This window comes from Hymenobacter sp. HD11105, assembly GCF_054051685.1.
Genome location: NZ_JBSWBR010000003.1, coordinates 80,170 through 99,097, shown reverse-complemented (window position 1 = coordinate 99,097; position 18,928 = coordinate 80,170). Strand labels below are relative to the sequence as shown.

General features: G+C 55.4%; 15 protein-coding genes and 1 riboswitch. Of the genes, 6 read left to right on the top strand and 9 right to left on the bottom strand.

Annotated features, from left to right (window positions below; translation table 11 throughout):
* Positions 1 to 134 precede the first annotated feature (134 nt).
* Both ACW9KT_RS11160 and ACW9KT_RS11155 read left to right on the top strand, forming a co-directional pair.
* A complete protein-coding gene (locus ACW9KT_RS11160; RefSeq protein WP_457080341.1) occupies positions 135 to 839 on the top strand; it encodes a cell division ATP-binding protein FtsE in 705 nt (234 codons plus the stop codon).
* Between the two features lie 45 nt (positions 840 to 884).
* Positions 885 to 1,784: a glycosyltransferase family 2 protein gene (locus ACW9KT_RS11155; RefSeq protein ID WP_457080339.1), complete on the top strand. Its 900-nt coding sequence runs from the start codon at positions 885 to 887 to the stop codon at positions 1,782 to 1,784.
* A 73-nt stretch (positions 1,785 to 1,857) separates the two neighbouring features.
* Here the strand turns inward: ACW9KT_RS11155 and ACW9KT_RS11150 are convergent, their stop codons facing one another.
* Positions 1,858 to 2,793 carry a hypothetical protein gene (locus ACW9KT_RS11150; RefSeq protein ID WP_457080337.1) on the bottom strand — a complete coding sequence of 312 codons (936 nt, stop codon included), beginning with the start codon at positions 2,791 to 2,793 and terminating at the stop codon, positions 1,858 to 1,860.
* A 163-nt stretch (positions 2,794 to 2,956) separates the two neighbouring features.
* Between ACW9KT_RS11150 and ACW9KT_RS11145 the strand changes: the two genes are divergently transcribed.
* The 4 genes from ACW9KT_RS11145 (at position 2,957) to ACW9KT_RS11130 (ending at position 7,970) form a co-directional block, all read left to right on the top strand.
* Positions 2,957 to 4,108, top strand: a complete 1,152-nt coding sequence (locus ACW9KT_RS11145; RefSeq protein WP_457080335.1) for a DegT/DnrJ/EryC1/StrS family aminotransferase — start codon at positions 2,957 to 2,959, stop codon at positions 4,106 to 4,108.
* Positions 4,105 to 5,148 (top strand): Gfo/Idh/MocA family protein, encoded by a 1,044-nt coding sequence (locus ACW9KT_RS11140; RefSeq protein WP_457080333.1) that lies wholly within the window; start codon positions 4,105 to 4,107, stop codon positions 5,146 to 5,148. Before ACW9KT_RS11145 ends, ACW9KT_RS11140 begins: the two co-directional genes overlap by 4 nt.
* A 51-nt stretch (positions 5,149 to 5,199) precedes the next feature.
* The gene (locus tag ACW9KT_RS11135; protein ID WP_457080331.1) at positions 5,200 to 5,949 is read left to right on the top strand and encodes an EcsC family protein; all 750 of its coding nucleotides are present in this window, start codon (positions 5,200 to 5,202) and stop codon (positions 5,947 to 5,949) included.
* A 94-nt stretch (positions 5,950 to 6,043) separates the two neighbouring features.
* Positions 6,044 to 6,154: riboswitch (SAM riboswitch) on the top strand.
* A 355-nt stretch (positions 6,155 to 6,509) separates the two neighbouring features.
* Positions 6,510 to 7,970, top strand: coding sequence for an amino acid permease (locus ACW9KT_RS11130; protein WP_457080329.1), 1,461 nt, complete (start codon positions 6,510 to 6,512; stop codon positions 7,968 to 7,970).
* Between the two features lie 56 nt (positions 7,971 to 8,026).
* On the opposite strand, the gene ACW9KT_RS11125 is transcribed toward ACW9KT_RS11130, so the two are convergent.
* The 8 genes from ACW9KT_RS11125 to pseC all read right to left on the bottom strand — a co-directional run bounded on the left by ACW9KT_RS11125 (position 8,027) and on the right by pseC (position 18,829).
* Complete coding sequence (locus tag ACW9KT_RS11125; protein ID WP_457080327.1) at positions 8,027 to 9,508, bottom strand: lipopolysaccharide biosynthesis protein; 1,482 nt, start codon at positions 9,506 to 9,508, stop codon at positions 8,027 to 8,029.
* 117 nt (positions 9,509 to 9,625) lie between these two features.
* The gene (locus ACW9KT_RS11120; protein WP_457080325.1) at positions 9,626 to 11,002 is read right to left on the bottom strand and encodes a DUF7033 domain-containing protein; all 1,377 of its coding nucleotides are present in this window, start codon (positions 11,000 to 11,002) and stop codon (positions 9,626 to 9,628) included.
* Between the two features lie 51 nt (positions 11,003 to 11,053).
* Positions 11,054 to 12,889, bottom strand: a complete 1,836-nt coding sequence (locus ACW9KT_RS11115; protein WP_457080323.1) for a LamG-like jellyroll fold domain-containing protein — start codon at positions 12,887 to 12,889, stop codon at positions 11,054 to 11,056.
* Positions 12,890 to 12,926: 37 nt separating this feature from the next.
* Complete coding sequence (locus tag ACW9KT_RS11110) at positions 12,927 to 14,210, bottom strand: hypothetical protein (RefSeq protein ID WP_457080321.1); 1,284 nt, start codon at positions 14,208 to 14,210, stop codon at positions 12,927 to 12,929.
* 7 nt (positions 14,211 to 14,217) lie between these two features.
* The gene (pseI, locus tag ACW9KT_RS11105) at positions 14,218 to 15,252 is read right to left on the bottom strand and encodes a pseudaminic acid synthase (protein WP_457080319.1); all 1,035 of its coding nucleotides are present in this window, start codon (positions 15,250 to 15,252) and stop codon (positions 14,218 to 14,220) included.
* Between the two features lie 108 nt (positions 15,253 to 15,360).
* Entirely contained in the window at positions 15,361 to 16,812 is a 1,452-nt protein-coding gene (gene pseG, locus ACW9KT_RS11100; RefSeq protein WP_457080317.1) for a UDP-2,4-diacetamido-2,4,6-trideoxy-beta-L-altropyranose hydrolase, read from the bottom strand.
* 29 nt (positions 16,813 to 16,841) lie between these two features.
* Complete coding sequence (locus tag ACW9KT_RS11095) at positions 16,842 to 17,579, bottom strand: cytidylyltransferase domain-containing protein (RefSeq protein WP_457080315.1); 738 nt, start codon at positions 17,577 to 17,579, stop codon at positions 16,842 to 16,844.
* Positions 17,580 to 17,647: 68 nt separating this feature from the next.
* Positions 17,648 to 18,829, bottom strand: a complete 1,182-nt coding sequence (gene pseC, locus ACW9KT_RS11090) for a UDP-4-amino-4,6-dideoxy-N-acetyl-beta-L-altrosamine transaminase (protein ID WP_457080313.1) — start codon at positions 18,827 to 18,829, stop codon at positions 17,648 to 17,650.
* Positions 18,830 to 18,928: the final 99 nt, after the last annotated feature.

The window sequence follows — 18,928 nt, the reverse complement described above, 5'->3', positions numbered from 1 at the left end:
GCGACCATGTCGCTACCCATTTATGTGGCGGTGGTGAGCCACGTGTAGGTTAATAAAATTGGCCCCCCAGCTTATAATTCAACGAGGAAAGCGCCGCTTGGCTTCGTCGTTTTTTAGTTCGCGTTACGTTACTTATGTCAGATTCCGCCGTGCCCGTTGTTGAGCTACACGACGCCTACATTATGCAGGACGTGAATACGGTGCTGCAAAAAATCACGTTTACTCTCGAGAAAGGCGAGTTTGCCTACTTAGTAGGCCGCACCGGTTCGGGGAAAAGCTCTTTGCTTAAAACCCTTTATGCTGATTTGCCGCTGGGTGGTGGCGTGGGCACCGTTGCTGGCTTTCCGCTGCAAAAGCTCGGCTGGGGCAAAGTACCTTATCTGCGCCGGAAGCTGGGCATTATCTTTCAGGACTTCCAGTTACTCTTCGACCGTACCGTGGCCGAAAACCTGATTTTTGTGCTGAAGGCCACCGGCTGGAGTGGGAAGGCTCGCATTCAAAATCGACTATCCGAGGTACTAATGCGCGTAGGCCTAGCCAACTCAGCCAGTAAAATGCCGCACCAACTTTCGGGGGGAGAGCAGCAGCGAGTGGTTATTGCGCGGGCTTTGCTCAATGAGCCACTGCTTCTACTAGCTGATGAACCTACCGGCAACCTCGACCCCGAAGTAGCCGCCGACATTATGCGCCTTTTCGTGGAAATCAACAATGCGGGTACGGCCGTGCTGATGGCCACCCACAACTATCAAATCATTCGGCAGTATCCAAAGCGGGTATTGAAATGCGAAAACGGTCAATTGATTGACTCTTCTCAGGTTTCCTTTAAGCTGACTGAATAAACGGTTCATAGGGCTACTCGCCCGTAAAAGGCCCCGCTCAAAGGTATGCTAGGTCTGTCCATCCTACTTCCTGTTTATAACCGCGACATCACGCGCCTTGTGCAGGCACTAGTGGCTCAGGCAGCGGACTGGGGTGGCCCCATCGAGCTTATCTGCCTGGATGACGGTTCCTCGGAGTATTATCGGCTGATTAATAGAAAATTAGCTAGTCTACCACTAGTGAGCTACGAGGAATTGCCTCAAAACCTTGGGCGCTCAGCCGTGCGCAACCGCTTGGTGGCAACAGCCCGTATGCCTTGGCTGCTATTGCTCGATAACAACGTGAGCTTGCCAGATACGCGGTTTTTGGCCCGCTACGCTGCTGCCACAACCCAGACAACAGTGCCCGTGCTGGTAGGGGGCACCACGTACGCCTCCTCAGCGCCCGCCGATGCGGCTACCCATCTGCGCTGGCACTATGGACGCCGCCGCGAAGCATACAGCGCTGAAGTACGTCAGCAAAAGCCACATGCCCAGTTTAAACTCAAGAATGTGATGCTGCGGGCCGAAGTATTTGAGCAAGTGAAGCTTGACTCCGCGCTCCGGCAGTATGGTCACGAGGATACCAAGTTTGGCTGGCACCTGCTTACCGCGGGCATCCGCGTACACCATCTGGATAATCCGGTGCTGCACGACGGCCTAGAGCCTGCCGAGGTCTTTTTGCTCAATAGTCAACATGCCGTGCACAATCTGGTTCAGCTGTACCGCACTGAAGGGCTGGGCGCCGATACTAAGCTATTGCTGGCTGCTTTACGACTGCGCCGTTATGGCGTAGCGGGGGTAGCCCAAGTCGCCTTAAGCCAAGCCGAGTCTGGGCTAAGGCAGCAGGTGTCAGCAGGAGCACCTCAATTGTGGGCCCTGGATATGCTTAAACTGCTATGGGCGCTTCGAGCCCTACGTGCTTAAAGCTACCGGCCATCAACAAAAAAGCCCTCCAACGGCTGTTGGGGGCTTTTTTAGCTAATCGTGAAGAAGCGACTTAATCGTTATCCGTGTTTTTTACCTCTGCTTTCACGTCTTTGTAGGTGTTTTTGGCGGCGTTACCTACTTTCTTGCCGACTTTAGCAGCGCCCTTACCAACGTCCTTACCAGCATCTTTTACATCGGAGGCCGTGTTACTGATGGCCTGGCCTACTTTGCTGCGTTCATCAGCGGTTTCCTCCTTTATCTCCTTGGCCTCGCCTTTTATAGCATCAGATCCTTGCGCGACGCGGGCTTCGGTTTTGTCATACGACTTAAAGGCGGCGTACTTGAGCTTTTCTTTCTGAATAGCAGCCAGATCATTGGCGCTGATGTTTCCTTTTACGGCATCGTAAGCTTCGTCCAGGGCCCGCCACTCGGCGTTAATGTAGCGCCAGTCGTCGATGTCGTAGCGGTCCTCATTCTCCTTGATCATTTTGGTAAAGTTCTCGTAGGTCTGGCGCGCGTTGGCGGCCGTTAGCTGAGCCGCTGGATTGGTGGGCTTGTAATATTTGCCCATTTTCATTGTGCCCGTGCTGCTAGCTACGCCCGTGGTAGCATTGCTGCCTCCAGTGGTAGTTCCGCTTGTGCGGGTGCGCCACGCTTGTTCGCGCGAATCGTAAGCCGTGGTGTAGCGAGTGCGAAGCTGTTCTATTTCCTGGCGCCGGGGCTCATCATACTGATCGGCATACTTATCAACAGCCGCCACTTTAGAATCAAAATCAGATTTCATTTGAGCCGTTTCGCGCTCATAGTCAGCCTCCACCTGGTTGCCAGCGGCTTGCGCCTTGGTTTCCGATTCAGCTACAAAATTCTTGAAGTCATTGTAAGCTTGGTCACTTTCTTGTGACACCTCAGCCCGATCCGAACGTGAACAGCTGGTGTGAGTAAACGTGACACCGCCGGCCAGCAGCATGATGGCCAGAGTGTGGGTGGTTAATCGGTTCTTGAACATGGCAGTAGGGAGTTGGTTCTAAAACAATAAGATCAGTGTGGAAGACTGACCTTCACCTTGACTAAACGCAAGCGCAAGGATAGGGGTTGCCCTGCCGTAGGCCGCGAGTTGGACCCCGCCGCCTATATTTGATGCTCAGCGCCCACTTTTATCTGCCTACCCGTTGCTCACCTCTTCTGTGCTTCCTGCCCCCATTCGCATGCTGGATTTGGCGGCGCAGCACGCTGCCCTTCAGCCCGCCCTCGATGATGCCCTGCGCATAGTGTTGCAGGAAGCCGAGTTTATTAACGGCCCAGCCGTGGCTGCGTTTGCCCAGGAGTTGAGCATAGCGCTCGGTGGCCCCCACGTGATACCTTGCGCCAACGGCACCGACGCCTTGCAGCTGGCTTTGATGAGCCTGAATTTGCCCCCCAGGGCCGAAGTAATTCTACCGGCTTTCACCTACGTAGCCACCGCCGAAGCCGCCGCAGTGCTCGGTCTGCGCCCTGTGTTTGTCGATGTGCTGCCCACCACGTTCTGCCTCGATCCGGCGGCCGTGGAAGCCACCATCACGTCGCGCACAGGCGCTATTCTAGCAGTGCATTTGTTTGGTCAATGCGCTGATTTGGCAGCGTTGAGACAGATTTCGACTCGACACAGCATTCCGCTGATTGAGGATAACGCTCAAGCGATTGGCGCTACATATCACTTCGCTGATGGCACCCAGGCAGCCGCTGGTACGGTAGGGGAGGTGGGCACTACGTCCTTTTTCCCGGCCAAAAACCTTGGCGCCCTCGGCGACGGGGGCGCCCTTTTCACTCGCGATGCTGCCCGCGCCACCTATCTGCGCCAGCTCGCCAACCACGGCCAGACCCGCAAGTACTACCACCAACACATCGGCCTGAACTCCCGCCTTGACACCCTGCAAGCGGCCTTGCTCCGCGTGAAGCTGCCCCACCTACCCACCTGGACCGCCGCCCGCCAGCGCCTCGCTGGCCAGTATGATGCGGCCCTGGGGGGCATTTCCGGCCTGCGACTTCCTTACCGCGACCCGCAAAGCACCCATGTGTTTCACCAGTACACTCTTACTCTGGAAAAGGCCCCCCAGCGCGACCAGCTTCAAGAGTACTTGCAGCAGCGCGGCGTGCCGAGCGTAGTGTATTACCCAGTGCCGGTTCACTTGCAGCCGGCCTATGCTTACCTTGGCTACCAAGCTGGGCAGTTTCCGGTGGCGGAAGAGTTGTGTCGTACGGTGCTTTCGTTACCCATTCATCCACTGCTGAGCGAGGCCCAGCTCCGTTATATTACTTCTACTATCCGGGCGTTTTTTGCATGAGTAATTTTTTACCCTTGGGGGCCAAACAGCCTGAGGTTCGCTTTGCTATTTCTGGCGTAGGGCACATCGGCCGACGCCACGCGGCGCTAGTGCAGCGCCAACCTGGGGCTGCACTTACTGCCCTAATTGATACGCGGGAGGAGCTAGAACCGGAGTTGGCCGCCGAATTTACCGGCGTGCCTTTTTTTGCGTCGCTGGAAGAATACTTGGCCCAAGGTCCCGCAGCGGATGTGCTCACGGTGGCTACGCCCAACTACCTGCACGCGCCCCAGGCCATAGGCGGCCTTCGCCACGGCCTGCATGTACTGGTCGAGAAGCCGCTGGCCCTTTGCGCCACCGATGCCAAGCAGATTCTGGCTACGGCCGCCCAAGCTGACCGACTCGTGTTTGGCGTAATGCAGAACCGCTACTCACCGCCGGCCGTCTGGCTGAAGCAGGTGATAGAAGAGAACCGACTGGGGGGCATTTTCATGGTGCAAATCAATTGTTTCTGGAACCGCGACGCCCGCTACTACCGCCCCGGCAGCTGGCACGGCACCCGCGCCCAGGACGGAGGCACGCTCTTCACCCAGTTCAGCCACTTTATCGACTTGCTCTACTGGGTTTTCGGCGACGTCACCAACCTGCAAGCCCGCTTCCACGACTTCAACCATCAGCACCTCACCGAGTTTGAAGACAGTGGCCTCGTTACCTTCGACTTAGTGCGCGGCGGCACCGGCACCTTGCACTATAGCACCGCTGTTTGGGACCGCAACCTGGAAAGCAGCCTCACAGTTATCGGCGAGCACGGTAGCTTGCGCATCGGCGGGCAGTACATGGACAAAGTGGAGCACTGCCACATCCGCGACTACGAGTGCCCGCCGCTACTGCCCACCAATCCCGCGAACCACTACGGCTTCTATCAAGGCAGCGCCGCCAATCATGTGCAAGTAATTGAGGAGGTGGTGGAAGCAGTTAGAAATGGTGGCTCAGCTGAAACGAACGCGCAGCAAGGAGTAAAAGTGGTGGAGATTATTGAGCACATTTATAGCTTGAAATGACGTGGGGAAGTGCAGATAAAAACTACTTATCTGTTTTACGTAACTATCCGCATGAACTCCCCCGACCAACAAGCCCTCACTGAACTCCGCGCCTGGCAACAGCGAATGCAGAAGTCGCCGTCGCTGATGAACCGCTTCACGCGGCGAGTACAGATTCGGCTTAATGCGCTGCTGCCCGAGCGCGTGCATGAGGCTATTACCACGGCCATTCGGCAAATGGTGCGCGGGGTGTTGTTTGGGTCGATGCACACCACGCGCCAGCCACTGCTGAAGGCGCCGTGGGCAGAGCGAGAAACGGCCGTGCGCACCCGCATTCGCTACTACCGCAACACAGCTTCGGCCGAAGGCGCTGTAACGGGCGCGGGGGGCTTTTTACTAGGGCTGGCCGATTTTCCGTTGCTGCTGGGCCTTAAGCTAAAGCTCCTTTTCGACGTTGCCGCCCTCTATGGCCACGACGTGCGCGACTACACCGAGCGTTTGTATTTGCTCCACATCTTCCAGCTGGCGTTTTCCAGTCAGCACACCCGCAATGATGTATACCGCCGAATTGCCGAGTGGGACACCTACCGCCACACTCTGCCCACCGATGTAAACGAGTTCGACTGGCGTACCTTCCAGCAGGAGTACCGCGACTACATTGACCTGGCGAAGCTGGCCCAGCTGGTACCCGTAATTGGGGCGGCGGTGGGCGCAGTAGCTAACTACCGCCTCATCGAGCAACTCGGTGAAACGGCCATGAATTGCTACCGCATGCGTCAGTTAGGGGCAGCAGGCACTATTTTGCCCCCCAGCGCTAGGTAGGCCACGCAACAGCAGAGAAAGATTAGTGGTATTTGCAAGTACGCTTAGTCGAGGCCTACCTTTGCGACCCCAATTCTTTCTGATCAAAGGATTGTTTTTATACAGAGGCGTGGAGAGAAAGGCTCGACGAAACGCCGGCAACCCCCAGCTTTGCTGGAACGGTGCCAACCGAGGTTAGCGCAAAGTATTGCTGGCCATATAAAAACAGATTGCCGTGAACGTTCACATCCGACCCGCCTCGTTTTCCTCCGCCACTCCGCCACGCCTAAGCGGCGCCGCGGCCGTTTGTTTGGACATGGGTTGTTGCTGTTGTTGAGCAGCCAATACTTTCCTCGTTTTTCTGGTGTTGCCAAGCTTTAGTAGCTAATACGAGCCGCTGGAGGGCTTTTTTGCCTGCCTTCGTTCCGCTTGTATTTGTTTCGAAGGCGGTCAGCTTGTCTGCTGGCTCAATGCTAACACGCTAGCTAGTTGCTGGCGGCCTGACCTTCCTCTGGCTTGGGCACAACTCACTATTTCCCCTTCATTTATTCGTCACGAGGCAGGGCTTCGTGCTACCCATTATGCTCAAAAAATCATTGGAGTTGCTGCGCGCAGAAGCGGCCGAAACTGGCTCCCACACGCTTAAACGCAGCCTGAGTGCCTTCAACCTGGTTGCTATCGGTGTTGGGGTAATTATCGGAGCGGGCCTGTTTTCCCTCACCGGTATTGCGGCCGCCAACCACACCGGGCCAGCCGTTACACTTTCTTTTCTGGTGGCAGCCGTCGGGTGCGCGTTCTCAGCCCTGTGCTACGCCGAGTTTGCCTCCATGGTGCCGGTAGCGGGCTCGGCGTACACGTATTCCTATGCCACGCTGGGCGAGCTATTTGCATGGATTATCGGCTGGGATTTGGTGCTCGAATACTCGGTGGGCGCCGCGGCGGTGGCTATAAGCTGGTCGCAGTACTTGACGCGGTTTCTATCAAAATACGACCTACATATTCCCGCGCAGCTGGTTATGTCGCCCTTTGAAACGGCGACCCAAGCCGATGGCTCGGTGGTGCACGGCATCGTGAATTTGCCTGCTATTCTGATTGTGGTGGCTATTACGGCCGTCGTGATTCGGGGTACGCAGGGCTCGGCCTGGGTCAATGCGACGATTGTGGCTCTTAAGGTGTCGGTGGTGCTGGTGTTCATTGCCCTGGGCTGGCAGTACATCGATCCGGCCAACTATCAACCTTATATTCCGGCCAATACGGGCACTTTTGGAGAATTTGGATTGAGCGGAATCTTGCGCGGAGCGGGAGTTATCTTCTTCGTGTTCATTGGCTTTGATATTGTGGCCACCATGGCCCAGGAAGCCAAAAAGCCCCAGCGCGACATGCCTATTGGCATTATCGGCTCGCTGGTGGTGTGCACCATCCTGTTCGTACTGTTTGGGCATGTCATGACGGGCTTAGCCAATTATACTGAGTTCAAGAACAGCGCCGCGCCCGTTGCCATTGCTATCGAGAAAACGCCGTATGCCTGGCTCAGCCAAGCCATTATCATTGCTATTCTGGTGGGCTACACGTCCGTTATTCTAGTGGATTTGCTGGGTCAGTCGCGGGTGTTCTTCTCCATGTCGCGTGATGGTTTGTTGCCCAAAATCTTCTCCGAAATCCATCCTCGTTTCCAAACACCTTATAAGTCGAACGTCTTGCTGGCAGCCTTAATTAGTGCCTTTGCTGGCTTGGTGCCTATTCAAGTAGTAGGCGAAATGACTAGCATTGGTACACTGCTGGCCTTCGTGATGGTCTGCCTCGGTGTACTCATCATGCGCAAGCAGCAACCCGACGCCCCGCGTGCGTTCCGCACGCCTTGGGTGCCACTCGTTCCTATCCTGGGCATCCTAACTTGCCTGCTGATGATGGTTTCGCTGCCCTGGGATACCTGGTTGCGCCTCATCATCTGGTTGGCAGCTGGACTCGTGATTTACTATGCCTATGGCAAGAAGCGCAGCAAATTGCGGTTAGCTCAAGAAGCCGCCAAGCAACCCGCTTAGGTGATATCGCTGTGCAAAAAGGCCCTGCCTGACCTTGGTCGGAAAGGGCCTTTTAATTAGGTGCGCCTCACCTTTTTCCAGGCTTTTTGAATAATATCCTGAAGCTCGGGCACGGCCCGTGTCAGCAATAAAAGCCCCCCATAGATACCTGTAAGCACTGCCGAGCGCAGCAGCATGGTAATGAATACGGAGTGTATCGAGGGTAGCAGCCAGGCAGCCACCCCCGCCACGCCTGCTATTCCCAACACCAGCGGAATACGCAAATCGAAGGGCTGCAACCCGTAGGCATGCCACACAAACCAGGTGCGTGCCACGTTGATGCTGGTCATGGCCAATAGCGTAGCCAGGGCCGCGCCCGTCAGGCCGTATAGCGGAATGAAAAACAAGTTAAGCAGCACGGTGGCCACGGCCAGCGTGATGTTGAAAAACAGATCGAAGCGGTAGCGGGGTGAGGTGACGAGAATCAAGCCATTGACGCCGGTAATGTTATCGAAAAGGCGACCAGCCAACAGCAGCAGTACAGCCGTAGCGCCAGCCGCAAATTCGGGCCGCATGAGGGAGTAAATAAAATCCAGATTTAAACCAATGCCCAGCGCCAGCCAGCATCCCACTACAGTATTGAGCCGGGTGGTGCTGCGGTAAAAATTAGCCATGCGCGGCATGTCCTGGGCTTTCCAGTATTCGGCCAAGAGCGGAAACGCAATCTTATTCAGGGAGCGGGCCGGAATGGTGAGGGCGGTGCTGATGAAAAAAGCCGTGGTGTACACGCCCGTCGCGGCCAGGTTAATGCTGGAGCCCACCATCAGCGCATCAATGGAGCCAATGATAGTGCCCGACAAGCTGGACAGAATAACGAATCCACTGAAACTGAGCACTTCCTTCACCGGCACTACCCCTAGCGCCGCCCGTGATGGGCGTAAGTGCCACTCGCCCAGGTACATCACATACAGCATTAGCAGCAGCGTAGCCAAGCCGTAGCTGCCAATGAAAGCCAGCACGAAAGCATGAAAGGACAAATACCCCAGCGAGAATAGTAGCGCCGCCACTACCGTGAGCACGCGCAGCAAAATATCCTGCACAAAGGACGAAAACGAGGTCTGGTACAGGGCCTTCAAATATGCGTCCTGCAAGGAGTAAAGCAGGATAAACAGCGCCAAAATTGCCCCCCAGAAATAGTAGGGATTCATTAAGGCCGCGTCGCTCTCGAAGTGTGCCAGCAGCAAAGGCCGACTTAGTACATAAGCCACTGTCACGACGGCAAATCCCAGGAGCGGCACGCCCAGCAGCATCGGCAGAAACCCTTGGTGACCACTGGCTTTGTCGCGGAAATAAGGGAAGAAACGGATGCCGGTGCTGGCAAACCCAAAGGCTGCGAGTTGAGCATAAATAGTAGCTACCGCCACTAGCACCCGCGTGAGCCCGATCTGGTCGGCGGCCAGCAGGTTGGGCAGCACCAGCACGGTATTTACGAAGCCCAGCCCCAGCCCGATATAGGCAATAATGGTATTACGCAGCCCCTGCCGTTGAACGATGCCCAAGAGTTCTTAAGTTGATTGGTAAAACCCTACTGTCATCCAGAGGCACGAAGGACCTTATTCGTTTAGAACGACGGACGTAACCACGGCCTGTTCTACCATGATAAGGTCCTTCGTGCCTCAGGATGACAGATGGTTCCAGACATCCGCGCCATTAACAAAAGCCGCATCCCGGCCGCGAAGGTAGTGCAGGAGTTCCTGGAATTGGCGGGGGCCGTTGGTTTGGTTCTGGGGGGCAAAATTCTCATTGTGCCAGAGCATCGTGCACACGCCGCCAAACCTTTCGATTTCTTGGAACATGGGCGTAAGGGCCGGCAAGATTTCGGCGGCCTCCAGTTGAAGATACTTCGGATGATGCAGGGTAACATCCATCACGTTCAGCGGAATTTCCAGGAAGTCGAATGCTTTACCTTTCCTAAAATCAAAAGGGTAAAACGGGAGGCAGTACGAATTGCGAAAGCCAAAGTGCTCGGCAAAGCCTAAGGTAGAATCGTATTCGAATGCTAAATTATCGACTAAGCCCGGCGTGATACGCGGCTCCCACTGTAAGTAGTGAAATCGTATGCCAGGTACAGTCGTGGGCGTACTTATACCATGAGCAGCCTCCTGCTGAAGTCGGTTGATATTGGTGGAAGTGCCAATGCTGGCGTGAAGTTGAATTTCAGATCCAGTTGCTTCCAAAGCCCGAATTCGAGGTATTATGGAAGTGACCCGGTAGTCAGCGTTAGGTGTGTTGTTAGCGGCTTTACGGTGTTCGGGAAGAAAGAAAAACGTTGATTTTGCCCCCCAGCGCTGCGTTTCGGCCTGCACTTCCTCCAGATTGTTCCAGGCGTCGCGGTCTTGCAGGCGCCGGACCAGCAAGTGTGCGAAGCGGATAAGGTTGCCCCCGCGCAGCGCAGCTTTGGCTGGGGCTTTCCATGCGCCATGCAGGTTATCAATATCATGCGTAATGAAGGCCGCGAATCGACCCCTATTTGCCCCCCAGCGGCGCGCGCCCAACTTGGCGCCGGTAATGTGCTCTACCGCGGCCCGCAGAATATCGAAGTAGTAATTCACGAGGGGCACCGTCACGAAGCCGTACTGGCGCTGCACGCTGGCCGCGTAGGGAAACCGCCCGTGCTGGTCGCGCTCTTCCGAAAAATACTCCTGCCAGCCACTGAGCAAATAGAAAGCCGCCGAAATTAAATCGGCGTGAATGAGTGCGCGACCGCTAGGCAGTAGCTCCAGCAGCGGCTTTTCGGGCTGGGTATCAAAGAAAACCGGAATGAGCTGCCCTTGCCACTCGCGCCAGGTGGGAGCAGGCGGGTAGGGGTGCTGACCTTGGAAGAAACCATCAGCGCTGTCAGCTATTTCCAGTTGGGAGTGAGTGTTGGGATAATCAATAATGACTGCCGGCACTGCCTCGTATGCTTGCCAGAAGTGCCGAAGCACGTAAGCCAAGCACATTTCCCGCGAAACAGACTGGTTTACAAGAGGGGGAGGGGTAACAGGAGGCATCAGGACGAAAATACATGGTTTAAGTATATGCCCCGATTCTTATAACCTGACTTAACGCACTACCTCCACCCAGCCTTTAAGCGTGCTGTTAGTGGCATTGCGTCGCAGCATATAATAATATACGCCCGGTGCCGCACTGTTGCCCCAGTCATTGAGGTAGCGCTCGGTTTTGTAAATCTCCTTGCCCCAACGATTATAGATAGCCACCGACCATTCCCCCACGTTGTAGGAGGAAACCACGAATGCGTCGTTGCGGCCATCTTTATTGGGCGTGATAATATTGGGCACGCAAAGGTTGGCGATGAGCGTGCGACTCGCCGTCTGAGCGTTGCATCCGCTGCGCACCGTCACGGTGTACGTTCCGCCCTGTCGGGCCAGCAGCGTGCTGCCCGTCGAGCCATCTGACCAGAGGTAGGTATACGCATTACCGACCGGAGCCCGCAACAGCAAAGGTGTGCCCTCGCACACGGTAGTATCAGGACCCAAAGCGAAAGCAGGAACCGGCGCAGAAGCCCGCACTATTACTTGGCGACTGCGCGTGCTGGTGCAACCCGCTGCAAAAGTTGCTGTAACCGTATACGTACCCGGTTGCGCTACGCTGATGGTAGGCGTGGTAGCTCCATTGCTCCACCGATAAGACTGGGCCCCAGACGCGGAAGCCGTGAGTTGGGTATTTCCATTTTGGCACAAAACAGAATCGCCGCTAATAGCAACCACGGGGGCAATGAGCGCTGTACCAGCCTGGATGTACTCGGCACGGTAGCGTTGCTGAGCGACTAGAAGTGAGGTTGAGGTGGAAGTTGTCGTCACAGGGCCCCAAGTGCCATCATTCGCAGGTCGCGTATATAGTCCAGAGCAGCTTAAGCCACTAGCGGAGCGAAGGCGAAAATCATAAGCTCCCGTGCTTCCGCGGCTGAATACGCCAAAGTACACGGCTGCACTTGTGCCTGCAGCAGGCTTTACCGATGGCGCCTGATGAACAGCATAGAGCTGGACGCCATCCGTTTGAGTGGTAATGTTGCTGACAATGGCTGAATCCCCAGTAGTTGCTGCTATCCGCAGCCGGGTAGTACGCAAATCAGCACTATAGGCGAAGGTGCTGGCATCGCCAATGGCGGCACCAGATAGATGCCAGGGACTGTTGCTGTTAAAATTACTGAGCGTACCATTTGTGGGTACACTGCCCTTATCAATGGCAACTAGGCCTGAGGTCTGATCGAAGTTGTAATAAGCCACCAAATCCGTTGGCACGGGCGCAATCTTACGGCACATGTTCGCGCGAATCTGCTCCTGGGTTTGCGCTGTGCGCCATACACGGATTTCGTCGATGTCACCATCGAAATACCAGTTATTTAATACAAAATAACTACCAAGGGAGAGTGCGTAGGTACTGGCAAGATTTCCATTGGTGTAAGAATAAGTTGTCGAACTCTCTAAAGTGCCATCTACATAAACCCTCCAGACATTATCATCACATACACCCGCGATATGGTGCCAGCGCCCATCTGCTACGTAGGTAGTAGAAGAGCCTGATTCACAATATATCCCTTTGCCAGCGCGGCCATTAAAAATTGCTCGACCATTTGAGGTTCCCAGCTGAAACCCACGATCCTCGAAGTTGGAATTAGAATACTTGGTGGCCGCAAACTGAATTGCTTCTGAGCGGGTCTTAATCCAAGCTTCAACGGTAATGCGGCTGCTAACCCCGCGATTGTTTACACCAGCATTGATGTAGGTTGATGTTCCATTGAACTGAAGCGCATTACCTGCCCCCGGCAAACTCTGAGCGGCAGCAGGACATTGAAAAACGGCTATTAATAGAAGCGCTAAATAAATCTTGAGATTGTTCTTACTAAGTAATTTAGAGGGACGTAAATATTTCTCCATTCAAAAGTTAATAAAATTAATTCGCCGCGAAATAACCTTAATTAATCCAGGATGCCAATGTTCGCAAAACTAAGTTCTGGCTATTCCCTTCATCAACAGTGCCTATCGTTGAGTTATAATAAGCAGCCCTTTGATACAAAGTAGAAGGTTTGTGCATCTCATAGCGCCGCAGCAGTAATGCTAACTCAGGCAACGTATCAGCGCGTTCTATTAAGCCGTGCGCAACGTAGCCATAGTAGTCATTGGTAATCAGGTTGGTACCGAAGCGGTAATAAATGCTCGCCAGATTGAGTAGTGTTGCCTCCAGGTGTGTCGAGGTGTCGGCCGCAATTAGGGCATCCTGTTTTTGCAAGAACTCGAATATGTTTTCCTGGCGTGCGTGCGAAACTTGGAGTTGCGGGTGCTGCCGCAGAAAACCGAAGTCGCGGGTGTCGCTGGGGTGGGCGCGGAAGGTGAAGACCAGAGTAGGAAATTCCTGAAGCAGATAAGCTAGCGTAATTCGGATGGTCTCACTATCATCAAGAAGATTTGTCGCAATGCCGACCCGCCGCACCCGGGGCTCGGTGTTGCGCTGGCTCAGAAAAGCATCAGCCTTAGGCATGCCTACCAACTCCACCCGACCTTGGATGGACCCGCACTGCCGATATTTATCTAGGGCGTCTTGGCCTTCGAGCAGGCTTAAATCAAAACTTAGGGGTGGGAAATAGGTGCTGACGCTGGCATGTTGTACGTAAGCTGTGGGCACGCCGCAAGTACGAGCCGCGAGTAGTAGAGCGCGCGCGTCGTCGTTGTGGTCGTTGGCAAATATGATGGCACGGGGCCGGTAGTGGCGCAGGGCGCGCATATAGACTTCGTAGTAGCCGATAGCCGCAAAAATCAAATCGAAAAACCGCAGGGCGCGATGGCCCTCCGTGCGATACAAGCCAGCCAGCACCACCGGAAACTGCCAATAGTAGAGCAGCTTGCACCGCAGCGAAAGCCGATTTACAACGTCGTTATACCGACCAATCTGCTTGCTCTGCCCTGCCACGAGTATACTGCCCGGCAGCCCTTCGCGGATGAAGTGCAAGGCGTCGTAGTTGTTCTGACTTACTACGTACAACCAAATTGCCCCCCGCAACTCTTCTTTATTGTGCACCGGTCGCAGCAAGTTGCCTACTAGCCGGACACCCGCGTAGCCCAGCACTTTCAACAAACGCTTCAGCGGGTTGGCGGGCGAAATGCCCCCCAGCATCTGTGCCGGTAGTTGGAGAAACAGGTCGGTGAAGCGCAGTTGCAAAATGTCGCGGGTGCGGGCGACGAGCTGGACCAAATAGGGCATGTCGCGGTTACAGAGCGTCCCAGGTAAGTGGCGTGCTGGCGCGCAAATTCTGCCGGGCAGGCTTCCCCAGCAACAGATCATAGTAGCGTGGGGGCAAACCGTCGCCGGGACGAACTACACGTAGGTTTTCTTTGGTAAAAACTTCTCCTGCCTGAATATCCCGCGCTACGTAGAGCGAGCGTTTGTAGAGGCGGCTCTTCTCCTCGGCACGCTGCACACCATATTGAATCTGTCCTAGGGCCTGCCAGGCGCGCTCCGTTTCGGTGACCAGGGTAGCAACCTCCTCAGGTTCCAAGGAAAAAGCAGAGTCAACGCCACCATCGGCGCGGCGTAGGGTTACGTGCTTTTCAATTACGCAGGCTCCCAGGGCTACGGCCGCCACAGCGGCGCCTACGCCCATTGTGTGGTCGGAAAGGCCAACAGGACAATCGGGGAAAAGCTGCGCTAGATGCGGAATGGTGCGCAGGTTGGTATTTTGGGGTGTAGCAGGGTAGGTGCTAGTACATTTTAGCAAAATCAGCTCCTGGCAACCGGCTGCCCGAAGTACTTCTACTGCCTCCGCCACTTCAGCCAGAGTGCTGGCACCGGTACTCATAATGACGGGCTTGCCCGTAGCTGCCACGCGCCTCAGTAGGGGCCAATCGGTGTTCTCGAACGAGGCAATCTTATAAGCTGGAACATCCAGCGTTTCCAGAAAATCCACGGCTGTTTCGTCGAAAGGCGAGCTGAAAGCCAGCATGCCGTGCGATTTGGCTCGCTCAAACAAAGGCTGGTGCCACTCCCAGGGCGTGTAGGCCTCCTGATACAGCTCGTGCAATTCCCGCCCGTACCATAAGGAATTAGGATCGTCGATGCGGTACGCCCCCGGCAGCGTCATGGTATCGGCGGTGTAGGTCTGAAGCTTGATGGCATGCGCACCCGCCGCCGCTACAGCATCAATAATATTGAACGCGCGCTCCAGAGATTGATTGTGATTGCCGCTCAGTTCGGCAATTATGAACGGTGGCTGGTCAGGATCGATAGGGCGAGAGCCGATATGCATTCTGGTAGAGAGGTTAGAAGCGAGGAGTTGGAACCCAAAACAAGCTGGTGTGCAGGCAAGTGCGGTAGTTCCGGCTTTTCGGTTCGTACGTCCGCGCTCCGCCCAGTGCTATAGTTGCCAGGCAAAAGTAACCGAATCGGGCTCGCCAGATAGCGGGGCGGGCAACAACGTGTAGCCCGCCCGCTCGAAGGCTCGCAGAGAAGCCTCATTACGGAGTTGAACATGCCCTATGATGCGGCGCAGTTGCGGAAAGGTTTGAGCCAGATGTGCGGTGCCCAGAGTTAGCAGCAGGGCCGCCCAGCCCCGCCCCCGATACACTGGATCAAGCAGGTAGCTCAGGGTGGCCTCATCGTGCGAAATGCTGAAGCGAATGAGTCCCACGGGTGCGCCGCCGTCGGCTTCTTCTGCCAGCAGCAGCAGGGCATAAGGATCCGCCAGACGGGCATTTAGCCATCGCTCGTGAAACTCGGCTGATACGGGCTGCGGATTAAATGAAGCCTGCCGAACGGTGGGCTCATTCGTCCAGGAGAAAAGCTGGGCAGAATCGGTGGCGGTAACTGGGCGCAGGTGAAAAGGCGCGGGTGGCAGGCATAAAGTCTTGAAAGCCTGGCGCAAGCGTGCCGGGGCCTGGCCGTCGAAATGACGATGCTGGGCCGTTTGTAGCTGCTCTGCAATGCGCAGCACCTCCGGGGAAGTTAGGACATTGGCGGCGCTGGTGTAAGGCAACGCCATGCCCACCGCCCGCAAAAATTCATGCAGGTCGTGCTGATTGGCGGCTGTGGGCAATAGGAAAAGCAAGCCGCCACCCACGGCGCAATACTCGTAGCTGATGGTGCTAGGTGAACAAACGGCCGTGCCGCAGTTGCGCATCAACTCAGCTAAGTCGTTGGGGGGTAAATTGCGATGCAGCGTTACGATATAATGCTGCTCAGCCCACTGACGGAGGTTGTCCCAGTCGGCGTAGGCACTACCGACTACTACGTGCACTCGCTGTACCGGCAGTGTAAGTAAGGCCGCGGCCACTTGTTGGGTTTGGTGCGTGGGATCGGCGCCACCTAAGCATACCAGTACCGAGAAAGGAGAGGCCGGGGTAGCGGCGGCTGATTGAAAAGCAGCCCGAAGGGGTGCATAAGCTGGTCCGCTCAGCAAGCGCGCGCCGGGTTGGCGCAGCTCATACTCAGCTGCTGAAATGCCCCCCGCAGGGTTCAATACTAAATCGGCGGCAAAGGGAAATGAGTGTAAGTCATCCAAACATACCAACCGAGCGACGGAATGCCGCACTGCTTCCTGGTAGCTTAGTTCGAAGCCGTAGCCATCCAGCACCAAAATATCGGTGGGGCGCAGGACGTGCTGGGCTAGCCAGGCTGGCTCACCAGCGGCGGGTTGGGGGGGCATTTCGACCACCTCTGTGCACTCTGCGGCAAGCTGGGTCCGCAGCGTTTCGGTCGGTTCCTGAATGACAAACACCGAATTAAATTGGTCGCGCAGAATATCTACCAGCGCCAGCAGACGCATCACATGACCCAGCCCAATGCGCGGGTTACCGTCGGCGCGGAGCACAAGGCGGGGTAATGTGGGTGAGGTCGGCATTAGATCTTCTTTTGTTCAATATGAGCGTTCAACGCTACTAGTTCTGGGTGCCGGTCGAGCAAGTCGATAAGCTCATCGGTGGAAAGCGCGGCCGCGTCATAGTCTTCAATCAACGTCTTCATCAGCTTAAAATCATCGGCAGTATCTACCGTCAGACGGTAGGAGCTGCGATCGGGTCGACGGGTAATGTGTTGAAAACGAACCCGACCCGAGCGATTTTGGTGAATGTAGGGCGTCACATGCTCCCGGTCGCTGGGCAGCGTGGCGCGCTCAAATGCTTCTTCTAATGACGCTCGCGAGAAAATCTCAAAGTCAAAACCGCGTGGGTAAGTGCGCTCCAACACGTTAGACAAATACACATGCGGATCAGCTTGCTGCACGTATTTGCGTACGCTATGCGCAATGAGCTGACCATCTAACAAAGGACAGTCGGAGGTGACACGCACAATTATATCCAACTGATTTTCAACGGCGCACTGGTAATAGCGCCCTAACACATCCTGTTCGTCGCCGCGGGTGCAAGGCAGCTGAGTCTGAGCTGCAAACTCCGCTATTGCATCATCGGTAGCATTAGTGGTAATGGCTAAGTAGAGCGGCAAGTCGCTCTGCCGCAGCCGATCCACATGAAACTGCAGTAGCGGCATTCCACCAACAGGCAGCAGAACTTTGCCTGGCAGGCGCGTGCTGGTCATGCGAGCCTGAGAGATGATACCGATCTTAGGAGAATGCAAGGACATTAAGTAGCAACTTATTACGCACGAGCTGGCAACGAATTGTTGCCTCTTATTATTTAAGGTTGAGTCGGCTAACTCCGCACAAACTCCCGCACGCAGTCAATCACGAACTGTTGCTCCTCACCCGACAAATCCGGGAACATTGGTAAGCTTAGGCAATCATTATAATAAGCCTCCGCCTGCGGAAAGTCGCCGTTTTGCCAACCAAGCTCCTGATAGTACGGCATGGTATGCACCGGAATGTAATGTACTTGGGCAAAAATCTGTCGCTCACGCAGGAAGTCGTACAAGCCTTTGCGGTTTTCTACCTGAATTACATACAGATGATAGGCGTGGCCCTCGGCTCCGGCCAGTGGTCGCACAGCAGCAGTTTCGGCAAAAGCCGCGTCGTAGCGAGCGGCAAGCTGGTGGCGGCGGGCAAGACCTTCATCAGCGCGACGCAGCTGACTGATACCCAACGCGGTGAGCATGTCGGGCATGCGATAGTTGTAGCCGAGTGTTTGCATCTCGTAGTACCAGCCCCCGGGGTTTTGCTGAAGCTGCGCCGGATTCTTGGTAATGCCGTGGGTGCGCAGCATTAGGAGCTTTTCGTAGAGGTCGGCACGGTTGGTGGTGACCATACCGCCCTCGCCGGTGGCAATGTGCTTAACTGGGTGAAAGCTAAAAATGGCCAGATCGGCATATTGTCCGTTGCCGCAACGCTGCTCCTGGCCCTGAGAATCAATAAAAAAGCCCCCCGGCGCGTGACAAGCGTCTTCAATCAGCCATAACCCAAACTCATCAGCCAACTGGCGGGCAGCCTCCATATCTACGGCCAGACCCGCAAAATCCACGGGAATCAGGCCGTGAAAATGCCCCCTAGGGTGACGCTCTAATAACCGTCGCACGTGCTGCAAATCGATGAGTGCAGTGGCCGGATCAATATCAGCGAAGTGCACCTCGCCACCAGCGTACAGCACGCAGTTAGCAGAAGCGGCAAAAGTAATAGGTGTAGTGATGACGCGCTGCCCAGGCTGCACGCCTAGCGCCAACGTGCACAGGTGCAGGGCCGCAGTGCCATTGCTCACCGCTACCGCGTATTTGGCCCCGATATAAGCGGCAAACTTCTCCTCAAACTCCGCCACCTTAGGCCCCTGGGTTAGAAAATCAGACTGGAGCGTATCGGTTACGGCGCGTAAATCTTCTTCGGTAATGTGCTGGCGACCGTAGGGAATAGGGCGGGTGGGCTGAAAGGTAGCGGGGGCGTTGGTCATGGTTCGGTAAAGATACGCAGGCAAGGGCTTGGTGTTCCTACTAACACGGGCGGCAACTTATCTGCTCATTTACACAACTAAAAAGGCCACCCTATAGAG